Genomic DNA, 23,327 nt, shown 5'->3' with positions numbered 1-23,327 from the left:
AATACAGGTTTGGCTCCCCGGCAGTGCGCCCGCGGAGCGAGAATTCCATATCCTTCACAACTTAAAGACTAAAACTGTCATGAAAAAGACCAAAATTGTTTGCACCATCGGTCCGAAAACCGAATCTGAAGAGATGCTGACCAAAATGCTGGAAGCCGGCATGAACGTGATGCGTCTGAACTTCTCCCACGGTGACTATGCGGAACACGGTCAGCGCATCCAGAACCTGCGCAATGTGATGAGCAAAACCGGTAAGAAAGCCGCTATTCTGCTGGACACCAAAGGCCCGGAAATTCGTACCATCAAGCTGGAAGGCGGCAACGACGTCTCATTGAAAGCAGGCCAGACCTTCACCTTCACCACCGATAAATCCGTCGTCGGCAACAACGAAATCGTTGCTGTGACCTACGAAGGCTTCACGTCTGACCTCACCGTCGGCAACACCGTTCTGGTGGACGATGGCCTGATCGGCATGGAAGTGACGGCTATCGAAGGTAACAAAGTTATCTGTAAAGTGCTGAACAACGGCGACCTTGGCGAGAACAAAGGCGTAAACCTGCCGGGCGTCTCCATCGCCCTGCCGGCGCTGGCTGAGAAAGACAAACAGGATCTGATCTTCGGTTGCGAACAGGGCGTGGACTTTGTCGCGGCCTCCTTCATCCGTAAACGTTCCGACGTCGTCGAGATCCGTGAGCACCTGAAAGCCCACGGCGGCGAAAACATCCAGATCATCTCCAAAATCGAAAACCAGGAAGGCCTGAACAACTTCGACGAAATCCTCGAAGCTTCTGACGGCATCATGGTTGCTCGTGGCGACATGGGCGTTGAGATCCCGGTTGAAGAAGTTATCTTCGCCCAGAAAATGATCATCGAAAAATGTATCCGCGCGCGCAAAGTGGTTATCACCGCGACTCAGATGCTGGACTCCATGATCAAGAACCCGCGTCCGACCCGCGCTGAAGCCGGCGACGTGGCCAACGCCATCCTCGACGGTACCGATGCAGTGATGCTGTCCGGCGAATCCGCGAAAGGTAAATACCCGCTGGAAGCCGTCACCATCATGGCCACCATCTGCGAACGTACTGACCGCGTGATGACCAGCCGTCTGGACTTCAATAACGACAACCGTAAACTGCGCATCACCGAAGCGGTGTGCCGCGGCGCGGTAGAAACCGCTGAGAAACTGGAAGCGCCGCTGATCGTTGTCGCCACCCAGGGCGGTAAATCCGCACGCGCTGTGCGTAAATACTTCCCGGACGCCACCATCCTGGCCCTGACCACCAACGAAACCACCGCTCGCCAGCTGGTGCTGAGCAAAGGCGTTGTGCCGCAGCTGGTGGAAGAGATCGCCTCTACCGATGACTTCTATCATCTGGGCAAAGATCTGGCGCTGAAAAGCGGCCTCGCGCGTAAAGGCGACGTGGTGGTGATGGTTTCCGGCGCATTAGTGCCGAGCGGTACCACTAATACGGCTTCCGTACACGTGCTGTAATAATTTACAGGTTAATTGGTTTTTTTTAATAAAGCGCCTCTCGGGGCGCTTTTTTTATTCATTGATTAGCTCTTCCTATTAAAAATGCAAATCGGAATTTACTATTTAATAAGAGATTATCTAAGATGAATCCGATGGAAGCGCGCTGTTTTCACTCGCCTTTTTCAGCGATTTTGTCCAATTCGATGCTTCTTTGAGCGAACGATCAAAAATAAGTGCGTTCAGGTAAAAAAAATATTCTCATCCCAAAAAACTTTGTGTAATACTTGTAACGCTACATGGAGATTAACTCAATCTAGAGGGTATTAATAATGAATCGTACTAAACTGGTACTGGGCGCGGTAATCCTGGGTTCTACTCTGCTGGCTGGTTGCTCCAGCAATGCTAAAATCGATCAGCTGTCTTCTGACGTTCAGACTCTGAACGCTAAAGTTGACCAGCTGAGCAACGACGTGAACGCAATCCGTTCCGACGTTCAGGCTGCTAAAGACGACGCAGCTCGCGCTAACCAGCGTCTGGACAACCAGGCTCACTCTTACCGTAAGTAAGAGTTCTGGTAATAAAAATGGCGCACTCTGTGCGCCATTTTTTTTGCCCTCAGCATGAGGGCTACTGGGTAAGCAGGCTGTTGTCTGACGGCGTGTTCTGCGCCGACAGCGTAGCTGGCGCACTCCCCGTCCCCGTGGACACCACCACCGGATATCCCGCCCTTCTCGACATCGCTTTTTTCAGCTGTGCATCATCGACCGCTTTATCCTCTGCGAAGGCGTGAAACGCCGCAGGCAGCGTGTAGGCGATGGTCCGGGTGTTTTCCCCTTCCGTCTGCGAAAGCGGCCTGTGGACCTCGACATAGCGTTTACCATCCGGTTCGACGGCAAACTTCACCGGCTGATTGATAATCCGTACCGGCGTCCCGGTTTTCACCTGGTTGAACAGCGCTTTGATGTCATCGGCGTTCATTCGCATACAGCCTGAGCTGACGCGTAAACCGACGCTGTCCGGCGCGTTGGTGCCATGAATCAGATATTCGCCGTTGCCATAGGCCAGACGCAGCGCGTAGCGCCCCAGCGGATTGTACGGCCCGGCCGGGACCACCGCTGGTAACGTCACCCCTTTCTCCAGCGAACGCGCCCGAATGCCCGCGGTGGGCGTCCAGGTCGGGTTGGGGATCTTCTGCCCGATGCGGGTGGTCATCTCAGGCGTTTCCAGCCCTAACTGGCCGATACCCAGCGGATAGACCTGCACCTGATTCTCTCCCGGCGGGAAGTAATACAGCCGCAGTTCCGCAAGGTTGACGACAATCCCCTCTCGCGGTACGTCGGGGAGCAGCATCTGGGAGGGGATCAGGACCTGAGTACCAGGCTTCGGCTGCACTGGCGCGATGGTATCGTTGGCTTCGAGGATCAGCATCGCCGCGGTATCGAAATGGCGGGCGATCGCCTGCAGGTTGCGGTCTCCCTCCTGTACGGTCCAGTACTGGTTCTGGCCAATCAGCCGGCTGTTGGCGGGAGGAAGCGGGTAGTCGACGGCCCAGGCGGCCGAGGAGGCGCCAAGCGCGCTGAGAAGGGCTAAGGTGATCATCGTTTTGCGTTTCATACTGAGATTCCTTCTTTCGCTGATAAAACGCCAGGAGACTGAACGGCGGCAGGAGCAGAACCCCTACCGGACGTAACAGAATGAAATCTACCTGTTTATTCTAGCTAATATTTGCGGCTTTCGCGCGGATCGCACGGATCATGGCTTCAAGCCCTTGCGAGCGGGAAGGCGTCAGGTGTTGGGTAAGCGCCATTTTTTCAAACCACGGGCGCACATCGAACTCGATGATATCCTGGGCGGTCATCCGATCATAAAGGATAAACACCACCGCAATCAGCCCTTTGACGATCGCCGCATCGCTGTCACCGCGCAGGGTGATAACGCCGGAGGGGTCCTGCGCCATCACAATCCACACCTGGCTTTGGCAGCCCTGAATAATGTTCTGCACGCTATGTTCTTCCGGGCTTAGCGGCGCCAGCCGCTGGCCCAGCTCAATGATATAGAGATACTTCTCTTCCCAGTTGGCGCAACGGCTAAAATTGCGCAACAGTTTGTCTTTGTCTGGTAGTGCCGCCATCGTCACGTCCTTTACCCTAATAATTTGTGGATCCGCTGCAGGCCGGCCACCAGGCGGTCCACCTCTTCCGTGGTATTGTACATCGCCAGCGAGGCCCGACACATAGCCGGTACCTGATACCGGGCCATCAGCGGCATGGCGCAGTGGTGCCCGGTTCGCACCGCGATACCGTAGTTGTCGAGGAAGCTGCCGACGTCATAGGCGTGATGCTGGCCGAGGTTAAAGGCGATCACCCCTTTGCGCTGCGCCGGCCCGTAGAGGATCAGATCCGGCACGGCGCGCAGGGCCTCCAGCGCATAGCGCATCAGGGTCTGCTCGTACTCCGCGATCTGCGTCAGCCCCAGCTGGCTGACGTAGGTCAGCGCCGCGCCGAGGCCAATGATCCCCCCGGTATTCGGCGTACCGGCCTCAAAGCGCCACGGCGCCCGGTTCCAGGTGGTGCCTTCCGTCAGGCTGACGGTGGCGATCATCGACCCGCCGCCTTCCCATGGCGCCATCGCCTGCAGTAGCTCGGAACGGCCATAGAGCACGCCGATCCCGGTCGGGCCATACAGCTTGTGTCCGGAGAAGACGTAGAAATCGCAACCCAGCGCCTGCACATCTACCGGGTGGTGCATCACCGCCTGGGCGCCATCCACCAGCACTTTCGCGCCATGCTGATGCGCAAGGGCAATCAGCGCCGCCAGCGGGTTTTCCGTCCCCAGCACGTTGGAGACCTCGGTTATCGCCAGCAGGCGGGTGCGCGTGTCAAACAGTCCCGGGACAACATCCAGTTGCAGGGTGCCGTCCGGGTTCAGGGGGATCACCCGCAGCTCAGCCCCGACGCGGGCGCACAGCATCTGCCACGGCACAATGTTGGCGTGGTGCTCCATTTCGCTGATGATGATGTTATCCCCGGCGCCGACGTTGGCGTTTCCCCAGCTGTTGGCCACCAGGTTGATACCCTCGGTGGTGCCGCGGACGAACACCACTTCCTCCGCCGACCCGGCGTTAAGGAAGGTGGCCGCCTGCTGACGCACGGCTTCCATCCGCGCGGTGGCTTCCGCGCTGAGGATATGGATGCCGCGGTGCACCGCCGCGTAGCCGTGGCGATAGAATTCCGCTTCGGCGCCGATCACCGCCTCCGGCTTCTGGGCACTGGCGGCGCTGTCGAGATAGGCCAGTGGCTGACCGTTGACCTCCCGGTTCAGTACCGGAAAATCGGCGCGAACCCGTTCTACTGAAAATGTCATACAGTGCCTCCCGGCAAACGCTGTCCAATCCGCGCCAGCACCTGCTCTCTGAGCGCATCGCTGCGGATAGCCTCGGTGAGCTCGGCGGCGAAGGCGTAGAGGATCATCTGCTGCGCCGCCTGCTGTTCGATACCGCGCGAGCGCAGATAGAACAGCTGTTCTTCATCAATGCGCCCGACGGTCGCCCCGTGGCTGCATTTCACGTCATCGGCGTAAATCTCCAGCTGCGGTTTGGTATCGACCTCCGCCAGCCGCCCAAGCAGCAGATTGTTGTTGGTCATCTGGCCGTCGGTTTTCAGCGCGTGCGGCGCGACGTTGATCAGCCCGTTAAACACCGCCCGACCCTTATCGCTGACGATGGTTTTGTGCAGCTGGCGGCTGTTGCAGTAGCCGACCTGATGGTCGAGCCAGGTGCGGCTGTCGCAGACCTCATTTTTCACCGGCATCGCCAGCGAATTGAGGCGCAGATTGCTGTTTTCACCGCCCAGGCGGGTGCTGGTGTGATGACGCAGCACCTGCCCGCCGAGCAGGAAACTGCTGCTGAAGGCCGAGGCGTCGCGGCCCAGCAGCAGGTCGTTATGGGCGAAGTGGTAGCTGAGCGCGTTCTCAAACGCCAGCTTGATATGCTGGAGGTGCGCGTTATCGGCCACCGTCATGGTCAGTCGCCCGCCGGTGAAGTGCGGCTGCTCATTAAAGCTGAGGTAATGTTCGACCATGGTCGCCTCCGCCCCGCTTTCCAGCGCCAGGTGATGGCGATAGTGGGCGGTATTCAGCGCATCGCCGGCCAGACCGCGGGTGATATGCATCAGCAGCAGCGGCTTATCCAGGCGGCGGTTGCGCGGTACGCGAAGGCGGGTCACCGTCTGCGCCAGGCTTTCGGTCAGATGGAGAAACACCTCCGGATGCAAAGCATCCGGCAGATGCTGGCGTTGGTTATCGACGCTGACCTCCACGCCGCTGGCGGCGAGATCGTCGCTCAGCTCAGGATGATAGCGGCCATCGATAAACACCAGCCGCCAGGCGTCCAGCGGCAGCGCCAGCGCATCACGCTGTTCAGCGCTGAGCGATGCCCCCTCGTCGGCGACAAAGTGACCGTTCAGTAGCGCATCCAGCGGGGTGTATTTCCAGTCCTCGTGCTTACGTGTCGGCAGCCCCAGGCGCAGCAGCTGCTGCAGATGCTGGGTGGCCTCCGCCGTACGCTGGCCGCCCTGCGCTTCAAACAGGTGGTGCCACTGCTGCAGCGCGTTACTGCTGTTCAGTAAGCCAGCCATAGCCCTGCTCCTCCAGCTGTTTGACGAGGGTGAAATCCCCCGACTTCACAATCCGCCCCTGATACAGAACATGGACGTAGTCCGGCTTGATATAGTCAAGAATGCGCTGATAGTGGGTGACAATGATGAAGGCGCGTTTGCCGTCGCGTAGCGAGTTGACACCTTCCGAGACAATCTTCAGTGCATCAATATCCAGCCCGGAATCTGACTCATCAAGAATGCACAGCTCCGGCTCCAGCACCGCCATTTGCAGAATATCGTTACGCTTTTTCTCACCGCCGGAGAAGCCAACGTTCACCGAGCGGGTCAGCAGATCTGCCGGCATCTGTAGCAGCCTGATTTTCTCTTCCATCAGGTCCTGGAAGTCGAAGCGATCCAGCGGCTCCTGGCCGCGATAGTTGCGCACGGCATTCAGCGCGGTCTGCAGGAAGAACTGGTTGCTGACGCCGGGAATTTCCACCGGATACTGGAAGGCCATAAAGATACCTTCTCCGGCGCGATCTTCCGGGGCAAGTTCCAGCAGGTCTTTACCCTTAAATTCGACGCGGCCGCCGGTCACCTCGTAATCCTCACGCCCGGCCAGGGTGGCCGAAAGCGTACTTTTCCCCGAGCCGTTTGGCCCCATAATGGCGTGGACCTCCCCCGGGCGCACCTCAAGGTTCAGCCCGCGCAGGATCGCTTTATCTTCGACGGCGACGTGTAAATCTTGAATACTTAACATCTTTTTTCCTTAATTATCAGCCGACGCTATGTTCAAGGCTAATGGCCAGCAATTTTTGCGCTTCGACGGCGAACTCCAGCGGCAGTTCGGAGAAGACGTCTTTACAGAAACCGTTGACGATCATCGAGATGGCATCGTCTTCGCTGATCCCGCGCTGCAAACAGTAGAACAGCTGATCTTCGCCAATCCGCGAAGTGGTCGCTTCATGTTCCAGCTGGGCGCTGTTGTTGCGGCATTCCACATACGGGAAGGTATGCGCCCCGCAGTCCGGGCCGATCAGCATCGAATCGCACTGGGTGAAGTTGCGGGCGTTAGTCGCGGTCGGCATGATTTTGACCAGCCCGCGATAGCTGTTTTGGCTGTGTCCGGCGGAGATCCCTTTCGAGATGATGGTCGAGCGGGTGTTCTTGCCGATATGGATCATTTTGGTGCCGGTGTCCGCCTGCTGGTGACCGCTGGTCAGCGCTACCGAGAAGAATTCGCCGATCGAGTTATCGCCGCGCAGAATGCAGCTGGGGTATTTCCAGGTGATGGCCGAGCCGGTTTCCGACTGGGTCCATGACATCTTGCTGTTCTCCCCTTCGCACAGCGCACGCTTGGTGACGAAGTTGAGAATGCCGCCGGTGTTGTTGTCGCCGGGGAACCAGTTCTGCACCGTGGAGTATTTCACTTCCGCATCTTTATGGATGATGACTTCAACGACCGCCGCATGCAGCTGATAGCTGTCGCGCACCGGCGCCGAGCAGCCCTCAATATAGCTGACGTAGCTGCCTTCATCGGCCACCAGAATGGTGCGTTCAAACTGCCCGGTCTTTTCGGCGTTGATGCGGAAATAGGTCGACAGCTCCATCGGGCAGCGGACGCCCTTCGGCACATAGATAAAGGTGCCATCCGAAGCCACTGCGGCGTTCAGCGCGGCGAAGAAGTTGTCATTGCCTGGCACCACGGTACCCAGATACTTTTTCACCAGTTCCGGATGGTCGTGGATCGCCTCGCCGAAAGAACAGAAGATGATCCCCTGCTCCGCCAGCTTTTCGCGGTAGGTGGTCGCCACCGACACCGAGTCGAATATGGCGTCCACCGCCACCTCGCGCCCTTCACGTACCGGCACGCCCAGCTGGTTAAAGGCTTCTTCCACCTCGCTGGTCAGGAAGGTGTTGGCCCCGGTCTGCTGCACCGCGCCCGGCTCTGAAGCGCAGGTCTCATCGCAGTTGCCGCAGGAGGGGGCGGAATAGTAGCTGTAGTCCTGATAATTCAGCTTATCGTAATGCGCCTTCAGCCAGTGCGGCTCCTCCATCTCCAGCCATGCCCGGAAAGCATTGAGCCGAAACTCCAGCATCCACTGCGGCTCATTGCGACGGGCGGAAATGGCCCGGACCACCTCTTCATTAATCCCTTTGGCCAGCTCATCGGTCTGCAGCCGGGTGAAAAAGCCCTCTTTATAATTGAGCGGGCCGCCGGTCCAGGTTTTGACATCGTCAGTTGCTTCAGTATTACGCGACATAGTTACTCCGCCTGCACCCCAAAACTTTCGCCACAGCCGCACTCGTGCTGCGCTTTCGGGTTATGAAATTTAAAGATTTCATTTAAACCTTCCCGGACGTAATCGAGCTCCGTGCCGTCAATGAACGGCATCGCCTGCAGCGGCGCAAACAGCTTCGCCCCGTCATGTTCAAAGAGCAGATCGTCGGCTGCCGGCTCGGCAATCATTTCGAGCACATAGCCAAAACCGGCGCAGCCGCTGGTTTTTATCCCCAGCCGCAGCCCTTTTTTGTCCGGTTGCTTGCGCATCAGATCGCGAATATGCGCGGCAGCGGCCGGCGTCATGGTCAGTCCCTGCCAGCTAAAATCGGCGGGATTAAAGGTTCCTGCTTGTACTTCCATCGATAGACCTCCAGGTTGGCGCCATCAAGGCATACCGCCATGTTAGTGATAATGATTATCACTTCAACCCATCTGCAGCAGGGGTATTGCCCCATTTAGCGCTTTTTATAAGCATAGACCCTCGCCCGGGGATTATCAGGGTATGCAGGGTCAACTTAATCTTTTGATTTATAATATGTTATTCTGAAATCGTTCTATATTCGCACGCAATGGTAAAGATGTATCGAAAATACCGATTTATGCAATAGCAGATGACCCGGTTCCTGTTTATCGCACAGCCTGGAGAAGGAAAAGTGACAGTGTCACCTAAAGGCCAACAAGGCCGAGAAGGCGCAGGTCCGGTGGTCAGGATAAGAAAGCGCCAGTCCGTGACGCTTTCGGAAAGCAACAATCGCCGCTCGCCAGGCCGCGATCCAGGGAATGAAAACTGTGATGAAACGGGTAAATGGATTGCCAGGCAGGGTCGCGGTTGGCTAGGTGCCTTTTCTGACCAGCCGGGCGGCCTGAACAAAAACCTCATCTTCCACCCCGTCCCCCTTCTGTCTGCCCAGTCTCACCAGTTCATCCACGATACTCCCCTGATTAATCTGCTTCTGTGTAGCCACTAAGCTAATGACCGCCGCGCCGATGGCCATGCCAATCAATGCCGTTTGTTCATCTTTATCTTTCATGGTGTCGCTCCGTCTGTCCTCCAGAGAAAGGCTAGCAAAAGATACCACCAGCTCAATTTCAAATTCATCTTCTTTACACCTCCCGGAAAACGCAGGCGCCGCGCTGACCTCTCCTTCCCCCTGGTGGCGATGGCGCAAAGCGCTGCCGCCTCATACCGGGTCTTTATTTTGCCAGCTTCACGTTGCGCGGAAATAAATAAAAATAACGCGCGCGCCGAAGAGTAAAAAAAGGAAATAACAGCCTCAGCGATAAAACCAGATTATTCCAGCAGGGAATAGCTGGGATGCTAATATTTCATTTCCCCACCGGTTTTTAGAAGCCTATAGTTTTTTTGCCTGCAGAACATCCACTTAGGTTAAAAGATATAAGGACATAATAATGATTGTTTCAGCCCCCAGCGATTATCGCGAAGCCGCTCGTCGCCGTCTGCCCCGCTTCCTTTTTGATTATATTGACGGTGGCGCGGTGGCGGAAAATACCATGAACGCCAACGCCACCGAGCTTGCCTCGGTAGCCCTTCGCCAGCGCGTGCTGTGCGGGGCGGGCGAACCGACGCTGGCCACCACGATCCTTGATGCTTCATGGGCGATGCCCGTGGCGCTGGGGCCCGTCGGCGCCACCGGGATGTACGCCCGCCGCGGCGAAGTTCAGGCGGCCCGCGCCGCCTCCCGCGCCGGGATCCCGTACACCCTGTCCACGGTGTCGGTCTGCTCGATTGAAGAGGTGGCGAGCCAGGCCAGCGGCGCACTCTGGTCCCAGCTGTACGTGCTGAAAGATCGCGGCTACATGCGTAATGCGCTGGAGCGCGCGTGGGCCGCCGGCATGAAAACCCTGGTATTCACCGTCGATATGCCGATCCCCGGCTCGCGGTATCGGGATAATCGATCAGGCATGTCCGGGCCGCACGCCACCCTGCGACAGTATCTCCAGGCCTGTACTCATCCACGCTGGGCAATGAGCGTCGGGCTGGCGGGCAGGCCCCTGTCGTTCGGTAATATCGAAGCCTACACCGGCCACAAAATGACCATGGACGACTACATGGGGTTCATCAGCAACAACTTCGACCCGTCCATCGCCTGGCACGATCTGGAGTGGATCCGCGACAGCTGGCAAGGGAAATTAATCATCAAAGGGATCCTCGATACCGACGATGCGCGCAATGCCGTGCGCCTCGGCGCCGATGGCATTGTGGTGTCGAATCATGGCGGCAGACAGCTCGATGGCGCCATCCCCACTGCCCGGGCGCTACCAAGGGTGGTGGATGCGGTTGGCGACGATCTGACGGTGCTTGCTGATTCCGGGGTGCGCTCCGGCGTGGACGTCATTCGCCTGCTGGCCCTCGGCGCGAAGGGCGTGCTGCTCGGACGGGCCTATATTTATGCCCTGGCCGCGGCGGGCGAAGCGGGCGTGGCGCATCTGCTGCGCTTATTTGCCGAGGATATGAAGGTCACCATGACCCTCACCGGCGCGACCTCGCCATCGGCCATCAGCCTCGATTGCCTTGACCGTCTCGAACAGGATCAACATCGCACTCATGCGGTGCCGGTATCCTTACCCGCCTGACGCTGCCCGGGGCCGGGCCTGACCGCGTTTATCGGCCAGGTCCGGCAAGAGGGAATTACCCCTGCGGGTGCAGCGCCGGGTGTTGCACTGCGTCAGCCGGGGGCTGAGGTCGGATGCGGAACCAGATCGCGTACATGGCCGGCAGGAAAATAAGGGTCATGATGGTTCCCCCCAGCGTCCCGCCAATCAGCGTATAGGCGAGCGTTCCCCAGAAGACCGAATGGGTGAGCGGAATGAACGCCAGGATCGCCGCCAGCGCGGTCAGCAGAACCGGGCGGGCGCGCTGTACTGTCGCCTCCACCACCGCGTGGAACGGATCGAGCCCTGCCTGTTCGTTATGGTGGATTTGGCCAATCAGGATCAGCGTATTGCGCATCAGGATCCCCGACAGGGCGATCAGGCCCACAAGAGCATTGATGCCAAACGGCTGATTGAACAGCAGCAGTGTCGGCACCACGCCAATCAGCCCCAGCGGCGCGGTCAGGAAAACCATGACCATCGCCGACAGCGAACGCACCTGCAGGATAATGATCAGCAGCGTGAGGGCGATCATGATGGGAAATAACGGCACCATCGCCCGCGTGGCTTTGCCTGACTCCTCGATCGACCCCGCCGTCTCGATGCGATACCCCGGCGGCAGCGAGTCGATAATGGGCTGCAGCGATTTCATCAGCGCGGTGGAGACATCCGGCGGCTGCAGGTTATCCGCGACATCTCCGCGGACGGTGATGGTCGGCGTGCGATCGCGACGGCGAAGCAGCGGGTCCTCCATTCTGATCGACACGTCGCCAATCTGTGACAAGGGAACCCGCTGCCCGCCGCTGCCCACCAGGGTGAAGTCGGCGATTTTCGCCGGATCCAGACGGATATCGCCCGCCGCGCGGCCGATGACCTGCACGGCGCGAATATCTTCCCGAACAGTGGTGATGGGGATCCCTGACAGCAGGAACTGCAGCTGCTGGGCGACGGACTGGGAGCTGAGTCCGCTCGCCTGCAGCCGGTCCTGATTGAGGCTGAAATGCATCACCGGCACCCGCGAACCCCAGTCGCTATTGACGGTGCGCATCAGCGGACTGGCCTGCAGCACCGATTTAACCCGTTCGGCGATGTCGAGCAAGGTGTGCGGATCGGGCCCCATCACCCGCCAGGCAACCGGATAGGGCGAATAAGGGCCAAAGACCAGCTGAGTGACGCGCACCCGCGCTTCCGGCGCCAGGCCATTGGCCACCGCCTCCCGCAGCCGCCGCTTGAGCGCCTCGCGGGCGTCCTGACCGTCGGTCAACACCACCAGTTTGGCAAAGGAGGGATCGGGCAACTCCGGGGCCATCGCCAGGTAAAAGCGCGGCGCGCCCTGGCCGATATAGCTGGTGACAATCTTCGCCTCCGACTGCTGCTGCAGCCAGTGCTCAATTTTCGCCGTCGCGGCGCTGGTCTGGATAATCGACGACCCGTAAGGCATCTGTACTTCAACCAGTACTTCCGGACGATCGGAGGTGGGGAAAAACTGCTTTTTCACTACGCTCATTCCCAGTATCGCCACCATAAACAGCACCACCACGCTGGCGGCCACGCGCCATTTGCGGGCGATAACCCGGGTCAGCAGCCGACGGAAGCGCTGATAGCGCGGGGTGTCATACAGCGCGGCGTGGCCTGCCGCCGCGGGCTTTCTGTCCGGCAACAGGTGCACCCCCAGCCAGGGGGTAAAAATCACCGCCACAATCCAGGAGGCAATCAGCGCGATACCGACGATCCAGAACACGTTGCTGGCGTACTCCCCGGCGGTGGACTGCGCAAATCCATTGGGCATAAAGCCCACGGCCGTCACCAGGGTACCGGCCAGCATGGGCGCCGCGGTATGGCTCCAGGCATAGGCGGAGGCTTTGAGGCGGTCGTACCCCTCCTCCATTTTGACCACCATCATTTCGATGGCAATGATGGCATCATCCACCAGCAGGCCCAGGGCGAGGATCAGCGAGCCGAGAGTGATGCGGTCGAAGTTTTTGCCGGTCGCCTCCATTACCACAAACACCACGGCCAGGGTTAAAGGCACCGCCGCCGCGACCACCACCCCCACGCGCCACCCCATGCTGACAAAGCACACCGCCATCACCACCAGCAGGGCGACAAAGAATTTGATCATGAACTCATCGACTGCGGCGCTGATATTCACCGACTGATCGGTCACTTTGGTCAACGACATGCCGAGCGGCAGGCTCTGATTGATGCTGGCCGTTTCGGCGTCCAGCGCTTTCCCCAGCGCCAGACCATTCCAGCCCTCGCGCATCACCACCCCCAGCAGCAGCGCCGGTTCGCCCTGATTGCGGATCAGGAAGGTCGCGGGATCTTCATACCCTCGCTCAACCGTGGCGACATCGGCCAGTTTCAGCGTTCTGCCCCCGGCAATAATCGGCGTGTCGCGGATCTGCTGCAGGCGGTCGAACGCCCCGTCGAGGCGGATAAAGATCTGCCCGCCCCGGGTCTCAATGGCCCCGGCGGCGGTCAGCACATTCTGGCTGTTCAGCGCGGCAAAAATCGCCTCTGGCGAAAGGCCCAGGGTGGCGAGACGATCATGAGAAAAGGAGAGATAAATGCGCTCCGCCTGTTCGCCGAGGATATTCACTTTTTTCACCCCGGGTACATGCAGCAGCTGCTGGCGCAGGGCTTCAGCGTCACGCACCAGCTGCCGCGGCGGCTCTCCCCGCGCTTTCAGAGCAAAGAGGGCAAAGGTGACATCGGCGAATTCGTCATTCATCATCGGGCCGGAGACGCCGGCAGGCAGGTTTTTCGCCTCATCCCCGAGCTTTTTGCGCGCCTGATAAAACTGCTCCGGCACCTCGGACGGCGGAGTCTGATCCTGCAGCGACAAGGTGATCAACGCCATACCAGGGCGGGTATAGGTCTCAGTGCGATCGTACCACTTCAGCTCCTGGAGCCGTTTTTCCAGCGGCTCGGCGACCTGATCCTGCATCTCCTGCGCGGTGGCGCCGGGCCAGACGGTAATGACCGTCATTTGCTTGACCGTGAAGGGCGGATCTTCCGCCCGCCCGAGTCCGAAGAACGCCACCAGCCCGGCGACGGAGATGAGGATAATCAAAAACAGGGTCACCGACCGCTCGCGGACGGCCAGCGCGGAGAGATTAAAACGCCCGGCGCTCATGGCTGGCTCCCGGCGGCATTATGCTCGCGTCGTTCCGCCAGACGCACCGCCTCGCCCTGGTGCAGAAGATGGGCGCCCAGGGCGACGATGGGCTCGCCGGGCTTCAGCGGGCCGGTCACCCGCGCCGTTTCATCATTCAGGCCGAGCACGGTCACCGGTTGCCAGGAGACGGTGGCCGGACGCGAGGCAATGCGCCAGACGCCAGGGCCGTTGCCCGGATCGTAGAGCGACGCCAGGGGCACCTCCAGCACCTGGCCTGGCGCCTGGTCGCTGCCGATACGCAGGGTCACGGTAGACCCCAGCGGCGCATTCGCCAGCGCCCCGTTCAGCACATAGCGCGCTTCAAAGGTGCGGGTGGTGGCGTCAGCCGCGTCCGAAAGCAGTCGCAGGGTCGCCGTGACCGGCTGAGATTCGCTGCCATAGCGTGTCGCCAGCGCCTCGCTGCCGACCGCCGGGCGCAGCGTCTCCGGAAGCTGCACCCGCGCTTCGCGCTGCCCCGCCCGCGCCAGGCGGATCACCACCTGTCCGGCGCTGACCACCTGCCCCGGTTCGGCAAGCGTTTCCACCACCACGCCGTCAGCGTCCGCCAGCAGTCCGGCATAGCCGGTGGCGTTTTGCGCCACATTGGCCTGCGCCTGGGCCGCGCTCAGGTCGGCTCTCGCCGCCTCTGCCGCTGCGTTAACCTGGTCGAATTCCGCGGCCGAGACGGCGCCGCTCGCCACCAGGCCGCGATAGCGGGCCAGATCGTTGGTCGCCTTTTTGGCTCGCGCCCGCGCGGCATCCACGGCCCGCTGTTGAGACTGCGCCTGCAAGGTTAAATCAGCCGGATCCAGACGCAGCAGCAGTTGACCGCGCTTGACGCTCTGCCCGGTCTCCACCAGCCGGGCAAGGATTTTTCCCGATACCCGGAAGCCGAGATCGCTTTGGGTACGAGCGACCACCACGCCGGTAAAGGCCCGCGAGCTGGCCTCCGCGCGCTCGACGGTCGCCACCCGGACCAGCGGCGGCCGGGTGCGGGGATCGTCATGATCGGCAGGTTCGCCGCAGCCCGCGAGGGCCAGCGGCAGGAGGCAGACGGCAAGATGGACGGCATTGAGCCTGAGCATGGGTCACCTTAATGAAAAGACCGGACAGTGACCGCATTCTCAGACGAGTGACCAATAAAGTCAATAGTCACTAATCAGGGGGAGAGACTTCTCAGGATCAGGGAGGCAAGCAGCACCGCCGCGGTGGGCGCGGTGTCGAGATTGTATTGCAACTGCACCGGGTTGATGAAAGGACACATCACCATATAGACCGCCAGGGTCGCCTCATCCAGCGGGGTTTTGCGCTCGAACTCACCCGCCTGGCGGCCTTCGACAAGGATTTGACCAATCAGCTGCTGCAGATGACCGGCATACTGTTCCGTTGAAGGCCATCTATCACGCGCCGCGACGGCGGCGATGTCGTACAGTTTGCGATCCTCAAAAAACAGTTCACTGCCGGCCTCGGTCAGTGCCCGGAACAGGCGGCGCAGTTTCTCGCTGGCGGACGGCGCATCGGCGATAGCCGCGCTGACGGCCACCATGATCTTCTCCAGCCGGCTGGCGCAAATCGCCTCGCCAATCGCCTGCTTGGAGTCAAAGAATTTATAGATATAGGCTTTGGAAAAGCCTATCGCTTTGGCGAGATCGGTGACCGTCGTTTTCTCGTAGCCATAGCGACTAAAGTGCGCCATGGCCGCGTCAAGAATCTGGTCCCGAACGCTGTGGTCATGGGGACCACGGCTTGCAGGGGTGGGGGTATTTTTCGTCATCCGTTTAGCTTAATGCGATCGCTATCGTTTGACAACGAGTGACGTTATTATGATTTGGTCACAATAACGTCCGTTCTGTGAACCTCTCGCCGCGTCACGCCTCGCGCACCTCGGTGTTTATCGCGCCGGCGGGCAGACAACCCAGGCCTTGCAGCGTCTGAAGCACCGCGCTGTCGAGTGGGGTATGCGGCTCCGCACCTAAAAAATCAACCAGTTTATCGTTGCGCAGGCGTACCGGCAGACGCCAGAGATAGTGCATCTCGACCATTTCCCGCAGGGTGGCGTTAAAGGGCGCCGCCAGCTTTACCAGCCACCAGGGAAAAGACTTCACTGCCGCTCGGCCGCCATAGCGGGCGACCACCCGCTGGATCGCCTGACTCATTTCGCTGCCATCCGGGTCCCAGTGGCCCTGCATATGAAAACGAGCAAACGGCTCAAGCTCATGCCTGCGGGCCAGCAGCGCGGCGATGGTGTCGGCGACGTCGGGCAGATAAGACCACTGATGCCCGACGCCGATCGCCCCGGGGCGGCTAATGACGCGGGGAAGCTGACCTGGCTTGACCAGCCCCTGAGAAAACCAGTTATTTCCGGCGCGTGGACCAAAAAAATCGCCCGCCCGAACAATCAACGCCCGGCCGCCGCGCTGCACGTAATCCTCCAGCGCCAGCTCCATCTCCACCCGGATGGCACCTTTGCGGGTCACCGGTTGCTGAGGGGCCGCTTCAGCAATCAGCGGAAAGGCATCCGGTCCATAGTTGTAGACCGTGCCGGGCAGAACAACTAACGCCCGCTGTTGTTCGGCGGCCTGCAGGGTGTTGTGCAGCATGGGCAGTACCTGTTGCCGCCAGTGCCGGTAGCCCGGCGGATTGACCGCATGGACGATAACGTCGCAACCGGCAGCCGCCGCCGCAACCTGCCCGGCATTCAGCGCGTCGCCGGCTATCCACTGCATGCCATCTGCGGGACCGCGAATCTGAGCGCCGCGCTTCAGCGCCCGAACCTGCCAGTTGTCCGCCACCAGCCGGCGCGCCACTTCCCCGCCAATCCCCCCGCTTGCTCCCAGAATAAGTACTTTGCCGCTGCTGTTCATCCTCTTTCCCCGTTCGCTAATGGATGCTTGACAGCCTACCTGCCGCTCATATCAAATGAAATTGCATACCATCATCGAGCAGCTATACATTTTTGTATGAATACCTCTATTCCCTGGGAGTGGTACCGAACCTTTCTCGCCGTCCTGCAGGAAGGTTCCTTATCGGGCGCATCGCGCACCCTGAACATCACCCAGCCGACGGCGGGGCGCCATATTGCCGGGCTGGAGGCCGCGCTCGGCCAGGCCTTATTTACCCGCTCGCAGACCGGCCTGCTGGCGACCGACGCGGCGCTGGCGCTGCGGGTGCACGCCGAGGCGATGGACAATACCGCCCGGGCGCTGGAACGCACGGCGGCTAACTTTAGTCGCGACCGAACCGAACTGCGTGGCGTGGTGCGGGTGGCAGCCAGCGAGGTGGTCGGCGCCGAGGTGCTGCCGCCGCTGGTTGCCCGGCTCAGGCAGGCGTGCCCGAATATCGTCATCGAACTGATGCTCTCCAATCGGTTTCAGGATCTGCTTCACCGGGAGGCGGATATTGCGGTGCGGATGGTCGCCCCGCAGCAGGAGCAGCTTATCGCCCGCCGTCTCGGCAGGATCGAGCTTGGGTTACATGCCACCGCCGCCTACCTGACGCGCCAGGGCCTGCCCGCTACCCTCGACGATCTGGCCAGCCACGCGCTGATTGGTTTCGATAGCGCCACCCCACTTGTTCGCCGGGCCCTGCAGGCTTACCCCCGATTTCAGCGCGAAGCGTTCGCGATGCGGACCGATAGCGACCTCGCCCAGTTGAGCCTGATCCGCGCCGGAGCTGGGATCGGCATCTGCCAGGTGCCCCTTGCGGATGGCATTATTCCCCTGCAGCGAGTGCTGGCGGCCGACTTTTCCCTGAATCTCGATACCTGGCTGGTAATGCATGAGGATCTGCGCCACAGCCCAGCCTGTAAGCGGGTATTTGATTTTCTCGCCCAGGGGTTGCAGGCGTATATTCGTGGCCCACTGGCGAGCTGATCCGCCCCATCGCGCGGGCATTTCATTGCCTGCCGAAATAGTCACTCATTGACACTGTAAATATGGCATTGTATAAAACCCCGCCCCAATAATGAGTTTCATTTGCATTACTCCCATTTGCTGGTCATCCACTCGCCTGTTTACAAGGATAGCGTTTAATGAAGAAGGTCCTCTGCGCGTTAGGCTTGATGTTCACCGCCGTCAGTTCCGCGCTGGCAACAACCTACCCCCTGACGATTGAAAATTGTGGCTATCAGGAGACCTTCACCCGGCCGCCGGAGCGCGTGGTCGCGCTGGGGCAAAATACGGTCGAAATTCTGCTGCTGCTCGGGCTGCAAAAGCAGGTGGTCGCCAGCGCCTTCTGGCCGACCAGCGTTTTACCGCAGCTGGCTGAGCAAAACGCGAAGATTAAAACCCTGACGGTGGAAATTCCGAGCCTGGAATCCGTGCTGGCGCAAAATCCCGATTTCGTTCCCGCCCAGTTACCTCTGCTACTGGGGCCGGAAAGCAAAGTCGCTAAGCGTGAAGATCTCGCTACCGTCGGCGTAAACAGCTACGTCTCACCGGGGATGTGCGCCACCAAAAAGGCCACCGGCGATATGTACGGCAGCCGGCAAAAGCTGTGGGATATGACCTGGCTGTATCAGGAAATTAGCGATTTTGCCCGCATTTTCAACGTCGAAGATCGTGGTCAGGCGCTGATTGCCGATTTCAAAAAACGTGAAGCCGACCTGCGCCAGGAGTTTGGTAAAAGCAAAAAGGATCTCTCCTTCGTCTTCTGGTTCTCCAGCGCCTCACCTTCGGCCGATGCCTATGTTGGCGGCAAAAACAGCGCCTCCGGATTTATCGCCAGTGTGCTGGGCGGACATAATGCGATTACCTCCGAAACCGAGTGGCCCACGGTGAGCTGGGAGAGCATTATTGCCGCCAACCCGGATGTGATCGTGGTCTCCAGCCTGGATCGTAACCGCTGGGCGCTGGATAAGGCCGAGGAGAAGATCAAATTCCTCAAAAGCGATCCCGCCGTCAGCCAGCTGGAGGCCGTGAAAAAAGGCCATATCGTGGTCATGGACGGTCAGGCGATGAACCCGACCATCCGCACGCTTTATGGCGCGGAACAGGTGGGCGAGCAGCTGAGAAAAATGGGGCTGAACTGATGAGCGTCGCCGTGCTTCAGACGCGCCGCAGCATGCTGCTCACCGGCTGGTGTTTACTGGCCGTGATCGTGCTGGCGCTGGTGATAGCGGTGGGCGTCAGCGTCGGCGAGCTGGCCATCCCGCTGCAGAATGTCTTTTACGCTATCAGCAACAGAACCGGCTTAACCGCTGAGCCTCTCAACCGTATCTATGAGAGCGTGATCTGGGATTTCCGCCTCAGCCGCGCGCTGGTCGCCGCCTGCTGCGGCGCAGGCCTCGCTATCTGCGGCGTCGTGCTGCAAAGCCTGCTGAAAAATGCCCTCGCGGAACCCTACGTCCTCGGCGTCTCCGCCGGGGCCTCCACCGGCGCGGTGTCGATCGTGGTGTTGGGCCTTGGCGCTGGCGCGATTTCCCTCTCGGCAGGCGCCTTTGCCGGGGCCTTCGCCGCCTTCGCCTTTGTCGCCTTGCTGACTAACGGCGCGCGCGGCGGCAATGAGCGTACGATTCTGGCGGGCGTTGCCGCATCGCAGTTATTTAACGCCATCACGGCTTACACCATCAGCACCTCCGCCAGCGCGCAGCAGGCGCGCGATGTGATGTTCTGGCTGCTGGGCAGCTTCAGCGGCGTCCGCTGGCCCGAATTCCAGCTGGTCATCGTGGTGGTGCTCGCGGGCCTGGCGGTCTGCCTGTGGTATGCCCGGGCGCTGGATGCATTCACCTTCGGCGATGATGCCGCCGCCTCGCTGGGGATTGCCGTGCCACAGGTACGCCTGATCCTCTTCACCACCGCGGCGCTGATCACCGCCACCATCGTCAGTATGGCCGGCTCGATCGGCTTTGTCGGCCTGGTGGTGCCGCACGTGATGCGCTTCTTCTTTGGCCCGCTACACCGGACGTTGCTGATCGCCAGCGCGCTGGCAGGGGCGATCCTGATGGTGCTGGCGGACATTGCGTCGCGCCTGCTGATTGCCCCGCAGAGTCTGCCCGTTGGGGTGGTAACCGCCCTGGTTGGGGTGCCTTTCTTTGCCGTGATTATCTACCGCTCAAGGAATAAGTGATGAGTATTTGCGCTGAAAATATCACCTGGAAGGCAGGCAAAAAGGTCATCGTCAATAATGTCTCGCTGCGGGTGTCGCGCGGCGAAACGGTCGGACTGCTGGGGCCCAACGGCTGCGGCAAATCCTCGCTGCTGCGCGTTCTGGCGGGCCTGCGCCGCCCGGATGCGGGTCGCGTCACCCTCGACGGCCAGGACATCACCCGGATGGCGAAAAAGCAGCTCGCCAGCCGCGTGGCTTTCGTCGAGCAACACGGCATGACCGAGGCCAATATGCGGGTGCGCGACGTCGTGCGCCTGGGGCGCATTCCCCACCACTCCCCGTTTTCAAACTGGAGCGCTCAGGATGATGAGGCGATCACCGCCGCGCTGCAGCGGGTAGCGATGCTGGAGAAAAGCGAGCAGGGATGGTTAAGCCTCTCCGGCGGCGAGCGGCAGCGGGTGCATATCGCCCGCGCGCTGGCGCAGAGCCCGAGCGAAATCCTGCTGGATGAGCCTACCAACCATCTGGATATACACCATCAGATGCAGTTAATGCAGTTGATCAGCGAGCTGCCGGTGACCAGCATTGTGGCCATTCACGATCTTAACCATGCCGCGATGTTCTGCGATTCGCTGATCGTGATGCAGCAGGGGCAGATCCTCGCCAGCGGGACGCCGGAGGAGATTTTGTCCGAAGCGCTGCTGTGGGACGTTTTCCGGGTGAAAACCAAAATCGAGATCTCCCCTTACCACGGTAAAAAACACATTCATTTCATCGTTTAGGTTGGGCGGATATGCCTCTCTTCTCCCTGCGCCCTGCGGCAACCCTCTGGCCTCCCGTGTTACTGGGAAGTCAGTTCGTTTTTAATATTGGCTTTTACGCGGTCGTTCCTTTCCTCGCCCTCTTCCTGCGCGACGACATGCTGCTCTCGGGGGGACTTATCGGCCTGATCCTCGGGCTGCGCACCTTCTCTCAGCAGGGCATGTTTATCATCGGCGGGACGCTGGCCGACCGCTATGGCGCTAAGGCCATCATCCTCGCCGGCTGCGTCGTTCGCGTCGCCGGTTATCTGCTGCTGGCGTGCGCTACGTCGCTGTGGCCCATTATCCTCGGCGCCTGCCTGACCGGCGTCGGCGGCGCTCTGTTTTCCCCGTCGATCGAGGCCCTGCTGGCGCGGACCGGTACCCACAGCCAGGCCAACGGGAAACGCAGCCGCGCCGAGTGGTTTGCGCTGTTTGCGGTGTGCGGTGAGCTGGGGGCGGTTATCGGCCCGGTGGCCGGATGGCTGCTGAGCGGGATCGGCTTTCGGCATATCGCCCTCGCCGGCGCGGGAATCTTTCTCCTGGCGCTGCTGGTGCTCTTTTTCTGTCTGCCCGCCGACGGGCACACGACAACAACGCGCAGACGAGTCCCATGGTGGATGCCTTTGCGCCAGCCGCGCTTTGTCGCGTTTATTCTCGCCTACAGCTCCTGGCTGTTGAGCTACAACCAGCTGTACCTCGCCCTGCCGGTGGAGATCCAACGTTCCGGCGGTCGTGAGCAGGATCTGGCGCCGCTCTTTATGCTGGCCTCGCTGTTGATTATCACCCTGCAGCTCCCTCTCGCCCGCTTCGCCCGACGAATTGGCGCCGTGCGCATCCTGCCGGTGGGCTTTCTGCTGCTGTCGGCTTCTTTTGTCAGCGTGGCGTTATTTGCCGCCACCCCGCCCGCCGAAGGCTGGCTGCGATTATTGCCGTCGGCCTGCTTTGTCACGCTGCTCACCCTCGGCCAGATGTTGCTGGTGCCCTCAGCCAAGGATCTGATCCCGCTGTTCGCCGATGAGTCGACGCTGGGCGCCCACTACGGGGCGCTCGCCACCGCGGGGGGTTGCGCGGTGTTAGCCGGAAATTTACTGCTCGGTCATTTGCTTGACCAGGCGCTCACCCCCTCGCCGCAGGCGGTTTATCCCTGGCTTCTGCTGGCGCTGTTTCCGCTGTGCAGTGCCGTCGCCCTGCGGACGATCTGCCGCCCGCTGGCGGCAACATGACGCTGAGCGGGCAACAGCCCGCTCAGGAGGTGAACCGGCGATGAGTGACACCGCCAGGGGAAGATAACGGGAATGCGCCCCGCCTTACTTTGCCGCCAGCTCGCGGCGAACGATCTCGGCGCCGGCGCTCAGGGCATGCAGTTTGCCGGTCGCGACATGGCGCGGCAGCGGCGCCATACCGCAGTTGGTGGACGGGTAGAGTTTGTCGGCATCGACGAACGCCAGCGCCTTGCGCAGGGTTTCAGCCACTTCTTCCGGGGTTTCGATAGCATGACTGGCGACATCGATCGCCCCGACCATCACCTTTTTACCGCGGATCAGTTCCAGCAGATCCATCGGCACCCGCGAGTTGTGGCACTCGAGAGAGATAATATCGAGGGAGGATTTCTGCAGCTGCGGGAAGGCCTCCTCATACTGTCGCCACTCAGAACCCAGCGTTTTTTTCCAGTCGGTATTCGCCTTGATGCCGTAGCCGTAGCAGATATGCACCGCCGTTTCACACTTCAGCCCTTCGGTCGCTCTTTCTAAGGCGGCGATCCCCCAGTCGTTGACTTCATCAAAGAAGACGTTGAAGGCCGGCTCATCGAACTGAATAATATCGACCCCGGCGGCCTCTAACTCTTTCGCTTCCTGATTAAGGATTTTGGCGAACTCCCAGGCCAGCTTTTCCCGGCTTTTATAGTGGTTGTCATACAGCGTGTCGATCATGGTCATTGGGCCTGGCAGCGCCCATTTGATCGGCTGACTGGTGAGCTGACGCAGATAGCGCGCGTCCTCCACGAAGACCGGTTTCTGGCGCTCCACGGCGCCCACCACGGTTGGAACACTGGCCTCATAGCGGTTACGAATTTTCACGATCTCGCGTTTGGCAAAATCAACGCCGCTGAGGTGCTCAATAAAGGTGGTGACAAAGTGCTGCCGCGTTTGCTCGCCGTCGCTGACAATATCGATCCCGGCACGCAGCTGGTCGTCGAGGGACAAACGCAGGGCATCGCGCTTGCCGGCCAGTAATTCCTCGCTGGACAGTTTCCAGGGCGACCACAGGGTCTCTGGCTGCGCCAGCCAGGACGGTTTCGGTAAACTGCCGGCGGTCGATGTCGGAAGCCATGTTTTCATAATAAGTAGCCTTT

At 60.2% G+C, this 23,327-nt stretch carries 21 protein-coding genes; 8 read left to right on the top strand and 13 right to left on the bottom strand.

Annotated elements, in window-relative coordinates; all coding sequences use genetic code 11:
- The first annotated feature begins 79 nt into the window (after nucleotides 1-79).
- Together pykF and DTA24_RS12110 are read left to right on the top strand one after the other, a co-directional pair.
- Nucleotides 80-1,492, top strand: coding sequence for a pyruvate kinase PykF (pykF, locus tag DTA24_RS12115; protein ID WP_012541397.1), 1,413 nt, complete (start codon nucleotides 80-82; stop codon nucleotides 1,490-1,492).
- Between the two features lie 311 nt (nucleotides 1,493-1,803).
- A complete protein-coding gene (locus tag DTA24_RS12110; RefSeq protein WP_007374746.1) occupies nucleotides 1,804-2,040 on the top strand; it encodes a major outer membrane lipoprotein in 237 nt (78 codons plus the stop codon).
- A gap of 61 nt (nucleotides 2,041-2,101) precedes the next feature.
- Here DTA24_RS12110 and ldtE read toward each other — a convergent pair whose 3' ends face one another.
- The 8 genes from ldtE to DTA24_RS12070 form a co-directional block, all read right to left on the bottom strand.
- On the bottom strand, nucleotides 2,102-3,088 hold the full coding sequence (gene ldtE / locus DTA24_RS12105) for a L,D-transpeptidase LdtE (protein WP_012541396.1): 987 nt from the start codon (nucleotides 3,086-3,088) through the stop codon (nucleotides 2,102-2,104).
- A 100-nt stretch (nucleotides 3,089-3,188) separates the two neighbouring features.
- Nucleotides 3,189-3,605 (bottom strand): cysteine desulfuration protein SufE, encoded by a 417-nt coding sequence (sufE, locus tag DTA24_RS12100; RefSeq protein ID WP_008804468.1) that lies wholly within the window; start codon nucleotides 3,603-3,605, stop codon nucleotides 3,189-3,191.
- An 11-nt stretch (nucleotides 3,606-3,616) separates the two neighbouring features.
- Complete coding sequence (sufS, locus tag DTA24_RS12095) at nucleotides 3,617-4,837, bottom strand: cysteine desulfurase SufS (RefSeq protein ID WP_123836836.1); 1,221 nt, start codon at nucleotides 4,835-4,837, stop codon at nucleotides 3,617-3,619.
- Nucleotides 4,834-6,108 carry a Fe-S cluster assembly protein SufD gene (sufD, locus tag DTA24_RS12090; protein ID WP_123836835.1) on the bottom strand — a complete coding sequence of 425 codons (1,275 nt, stop codon included), beginning with the start codon at nucleotides 6,106-6,108 and terminating at the stop codon, nucleotides 4,834-4,836. Before sufD ends, sufS begins: the two co-directional genes overlap by 4 nt.
- Nucleotides 6,083-6,829 carry a Fe-S cluster assembly ATPase SufC gene (sufC, locus tag DTA24_RS12085; RefSeq protein ID WP_004184415.1) on the bottom strand — a complete coding sequence of 249 codons (747 nt, stop codon included), beginning with the start codon at nucleotides 6,827-6,829 and terminating at the stop codon, nucleotides 6,083-6,085. Before sufC ends, sufD begins: the two co-directional genes overlap by 26 nt.
- A 16-nt stretch (nucleotides 6,830-6,845) precedes the next feature.
- Nucleotides 6,846-8,333, bottom strand: a complete 1,488-nt coding sequence (sufB, locus tag DTA24_RS12080) for a Fe-S cluster assembly protein SufB (protein ID WP_008804465.1) — start codon at nucleotides 8,331-8,333, stop codon at nucleotides 6,846-6,848.
- A 2-nt stretch (nucleotides 8,334-8,335) separates the two neighbouring features.
- A complete protein-coding gene (gene sufA / locus DTA24_RS12075; protein ID WP_039103820.1) occupies nucleotides 8,336-8,713 on the bottom strand; it encodes a Fe-S cluster assembly scaffold SufA in 378 nt (125 codons plus the stop codon).
- Between the two features lie 473 nt (nucleotides 8,714-9,186).
- Nucleotides 9,187-9,384: a hypothetical protein gene (locus DTA24_RS12070; protein WP_004203090.1), complete on the bottom strand. Its 198-nt coding sequence runs from the start codon at nucleotides 9,382-9,384 to the stop codon at nucleotides 9,187-9,189.
- Between the two features lie 379 nt (nucleotides 9,385-9,763).
- Between DTA24_RS12070 and lldD the strand changes: the two genes are divergently transcribed.
- Entirely contained in the window at nucleotides 9,764-10,948 is a 1,185-nt protein-coding gene (gene lldD / locus DTA24_RS12060) for an FMN-dependent L-lactate dehydrogenase LldD (protein ID WP_064171091.1), read from the top strand.
- 55 nt (nucleotides 10,949-11,003) lie between these two features.
- On the opposite strand, the gene DTA24_RS12055 is transcribed toward lldD, so the two are convergent.
- From DTA24_RS12055 to DTA24_RS12040, 4 genes are all read right to left on the bottom strand, one after another.
- Nucleotides 11,004-14,105: an efflux RND transporter permease subunit gene (locus DTA24_RS12055; protein WP_072122346.1), complete on the bottom strand. Its 3,102-nt coding sequence runs from the start codon at nucleotides 14,103-14,105 to the stop codon at nucleotides 11,004-11,006.
- Nucleotides 14,102-15,211, bottom strand: a complete 1,110-nt coding sequence (locus DTA24_RS12050) for an efflux RND transporter periplasmic adaptor subunit (RefSeq protein ID WP_032730648.1) — start codon at nucleotides 15,209-15,211, stop codon at nucleotides 14,102-14,104. Before DTA24_RS12050 ends, DTA24_RS12055 begins: the two co-directional genes overlap by 4 nt.
- 74 nt (nucleotides 15,212-15,285) lie before the next feature.
- Nucleotides 15,286-15,900, bottom strand: coding sequence for a TetR/AcrR family transcriptional regulator (locus DTA24_RS12045; RefSeq protein WP_012541387.1), 615 nt, complete (start codon nucleotides 15,898-15,900; stop codon nucleotides 15,286-15,288).
- Between the two features lie 94 nt (nucleotides 15,901-15,994).
- Nucleotides 15,995-16,990 (bottom strand): NAD-dependent epimerase/dehydratase family protein, encoded by a 996-nt coding sequence (locus DTA24_RS12040; protein WP_032735932.1) that lies wholly within the window; start codon nucleotides 16,988-16,990, stop codon nucleotides 15,995-15,997.
- Between the two features lie 96 nt (nucleotides 16,991-17,086).
- Between DTA24_RS12040 and DTA24_RS12035 the strand changes: the two genes are divergently transcribed.
- From DTA24_RS12035 to DTA24_RS12015, 5 genes are all read left to right on the top strand, one after another.
- Entirely contained in the window at nucleotides 17,087-17,998 is a 912-nt protein-coding gene (locus tag DTA24_RS12035) for a LysR family transcriptional regulator (protein ID WP_012541385.1), read from the top strand.
- Nucleotides 17,999-18,156: 158 nt separating this feature from the next.
- Entirely contained in the window at nucleotides 18,157-19,155 is a 999-nt protein-coding gene (locus tag DTA24_RS12030) for an ABC transporter substrate-binding protein (protein ID WP_012967850.1), read from the top strand.
- Nucleotides 19,155-20,192: a FecCD family ABC transporter permease gene (locus DTA24_RS12025; protein ID WP_012541383.1), complete on the top strand. Its 1,038-nt coding sequence runs from the start codon at nucleotides 19,155-19,157 to the stop codon at nucleotides 20,190-20,192. The genes DTA24_RS12030 and DTA24_RS12025 overlap by 1 nt, the downstream gene beginning before the upstream one ends.
- On the top strand, nucleotides 20,192-20,953 hold the full coding sequence (locus DTA24_RS12020) for an ABC transporter ATP-binding protein (RefSeq protein WP_110196289.1): 762 nt from the start codon (nucleotides 20,192-20,194) through the stop codon (nucleotides 20,951-20,953). The genes DTA24_RS12025 and DTA24_RS12020 overlap by 1 nt, the downstream gene beginning before the upstream one ends.
- A gap of 56 nt (nucleotides 20,954-21,009) precedes the next feature.
- The gene (locus tag DTA24_RS12015) at nucleotides 21,010-22,197 is read left to right on the top strand and encodes an MFS transporter (RefSeq protein ID WP_164481365.1); all 1,188 of its coding nucleotides are present in this window, start codon (nucleotides 21,010-21,012) and stop codon (nucleotides 22,195-22,197) included.
- A gap of 84 nt (nucleotides 22,198-22,281) precedes the next feature.
- On the opposite strand, the gene DTA24_RS12010 is transcribed toward DTA24_RS12015, so the two are convergent.
- On the bottom strand, nucleotides 22,282-23,313 hold the full coding sequence (locus DTA24_RS12010) for a methionine synthase (protein WP_008804453.1): 1,032 nt from the start codon (nucleotides 23,311-23,313) through the stop codon (nucleotides 22,282-22,284).
- Between the last annotated feature and the right edge of the window lie 14 nt (nucleotides 23,314-23,327).

This window comes from Klebsiella sp. P1CD1, assembly GCF_003790505.1.
Classification (GTDB): domain Bacteria; phylum Pseudomonadota; class Gammaproteobacteria; order Enterobacterales; family Enterobacteriaceae; genus Klebsiella; species Klebsiella variicola.
The sequence above is the reverse complement of the archived record's forward strand: the minus strand, read 5'-3'. Positions and strand labels throughout refer to the sequence as shown.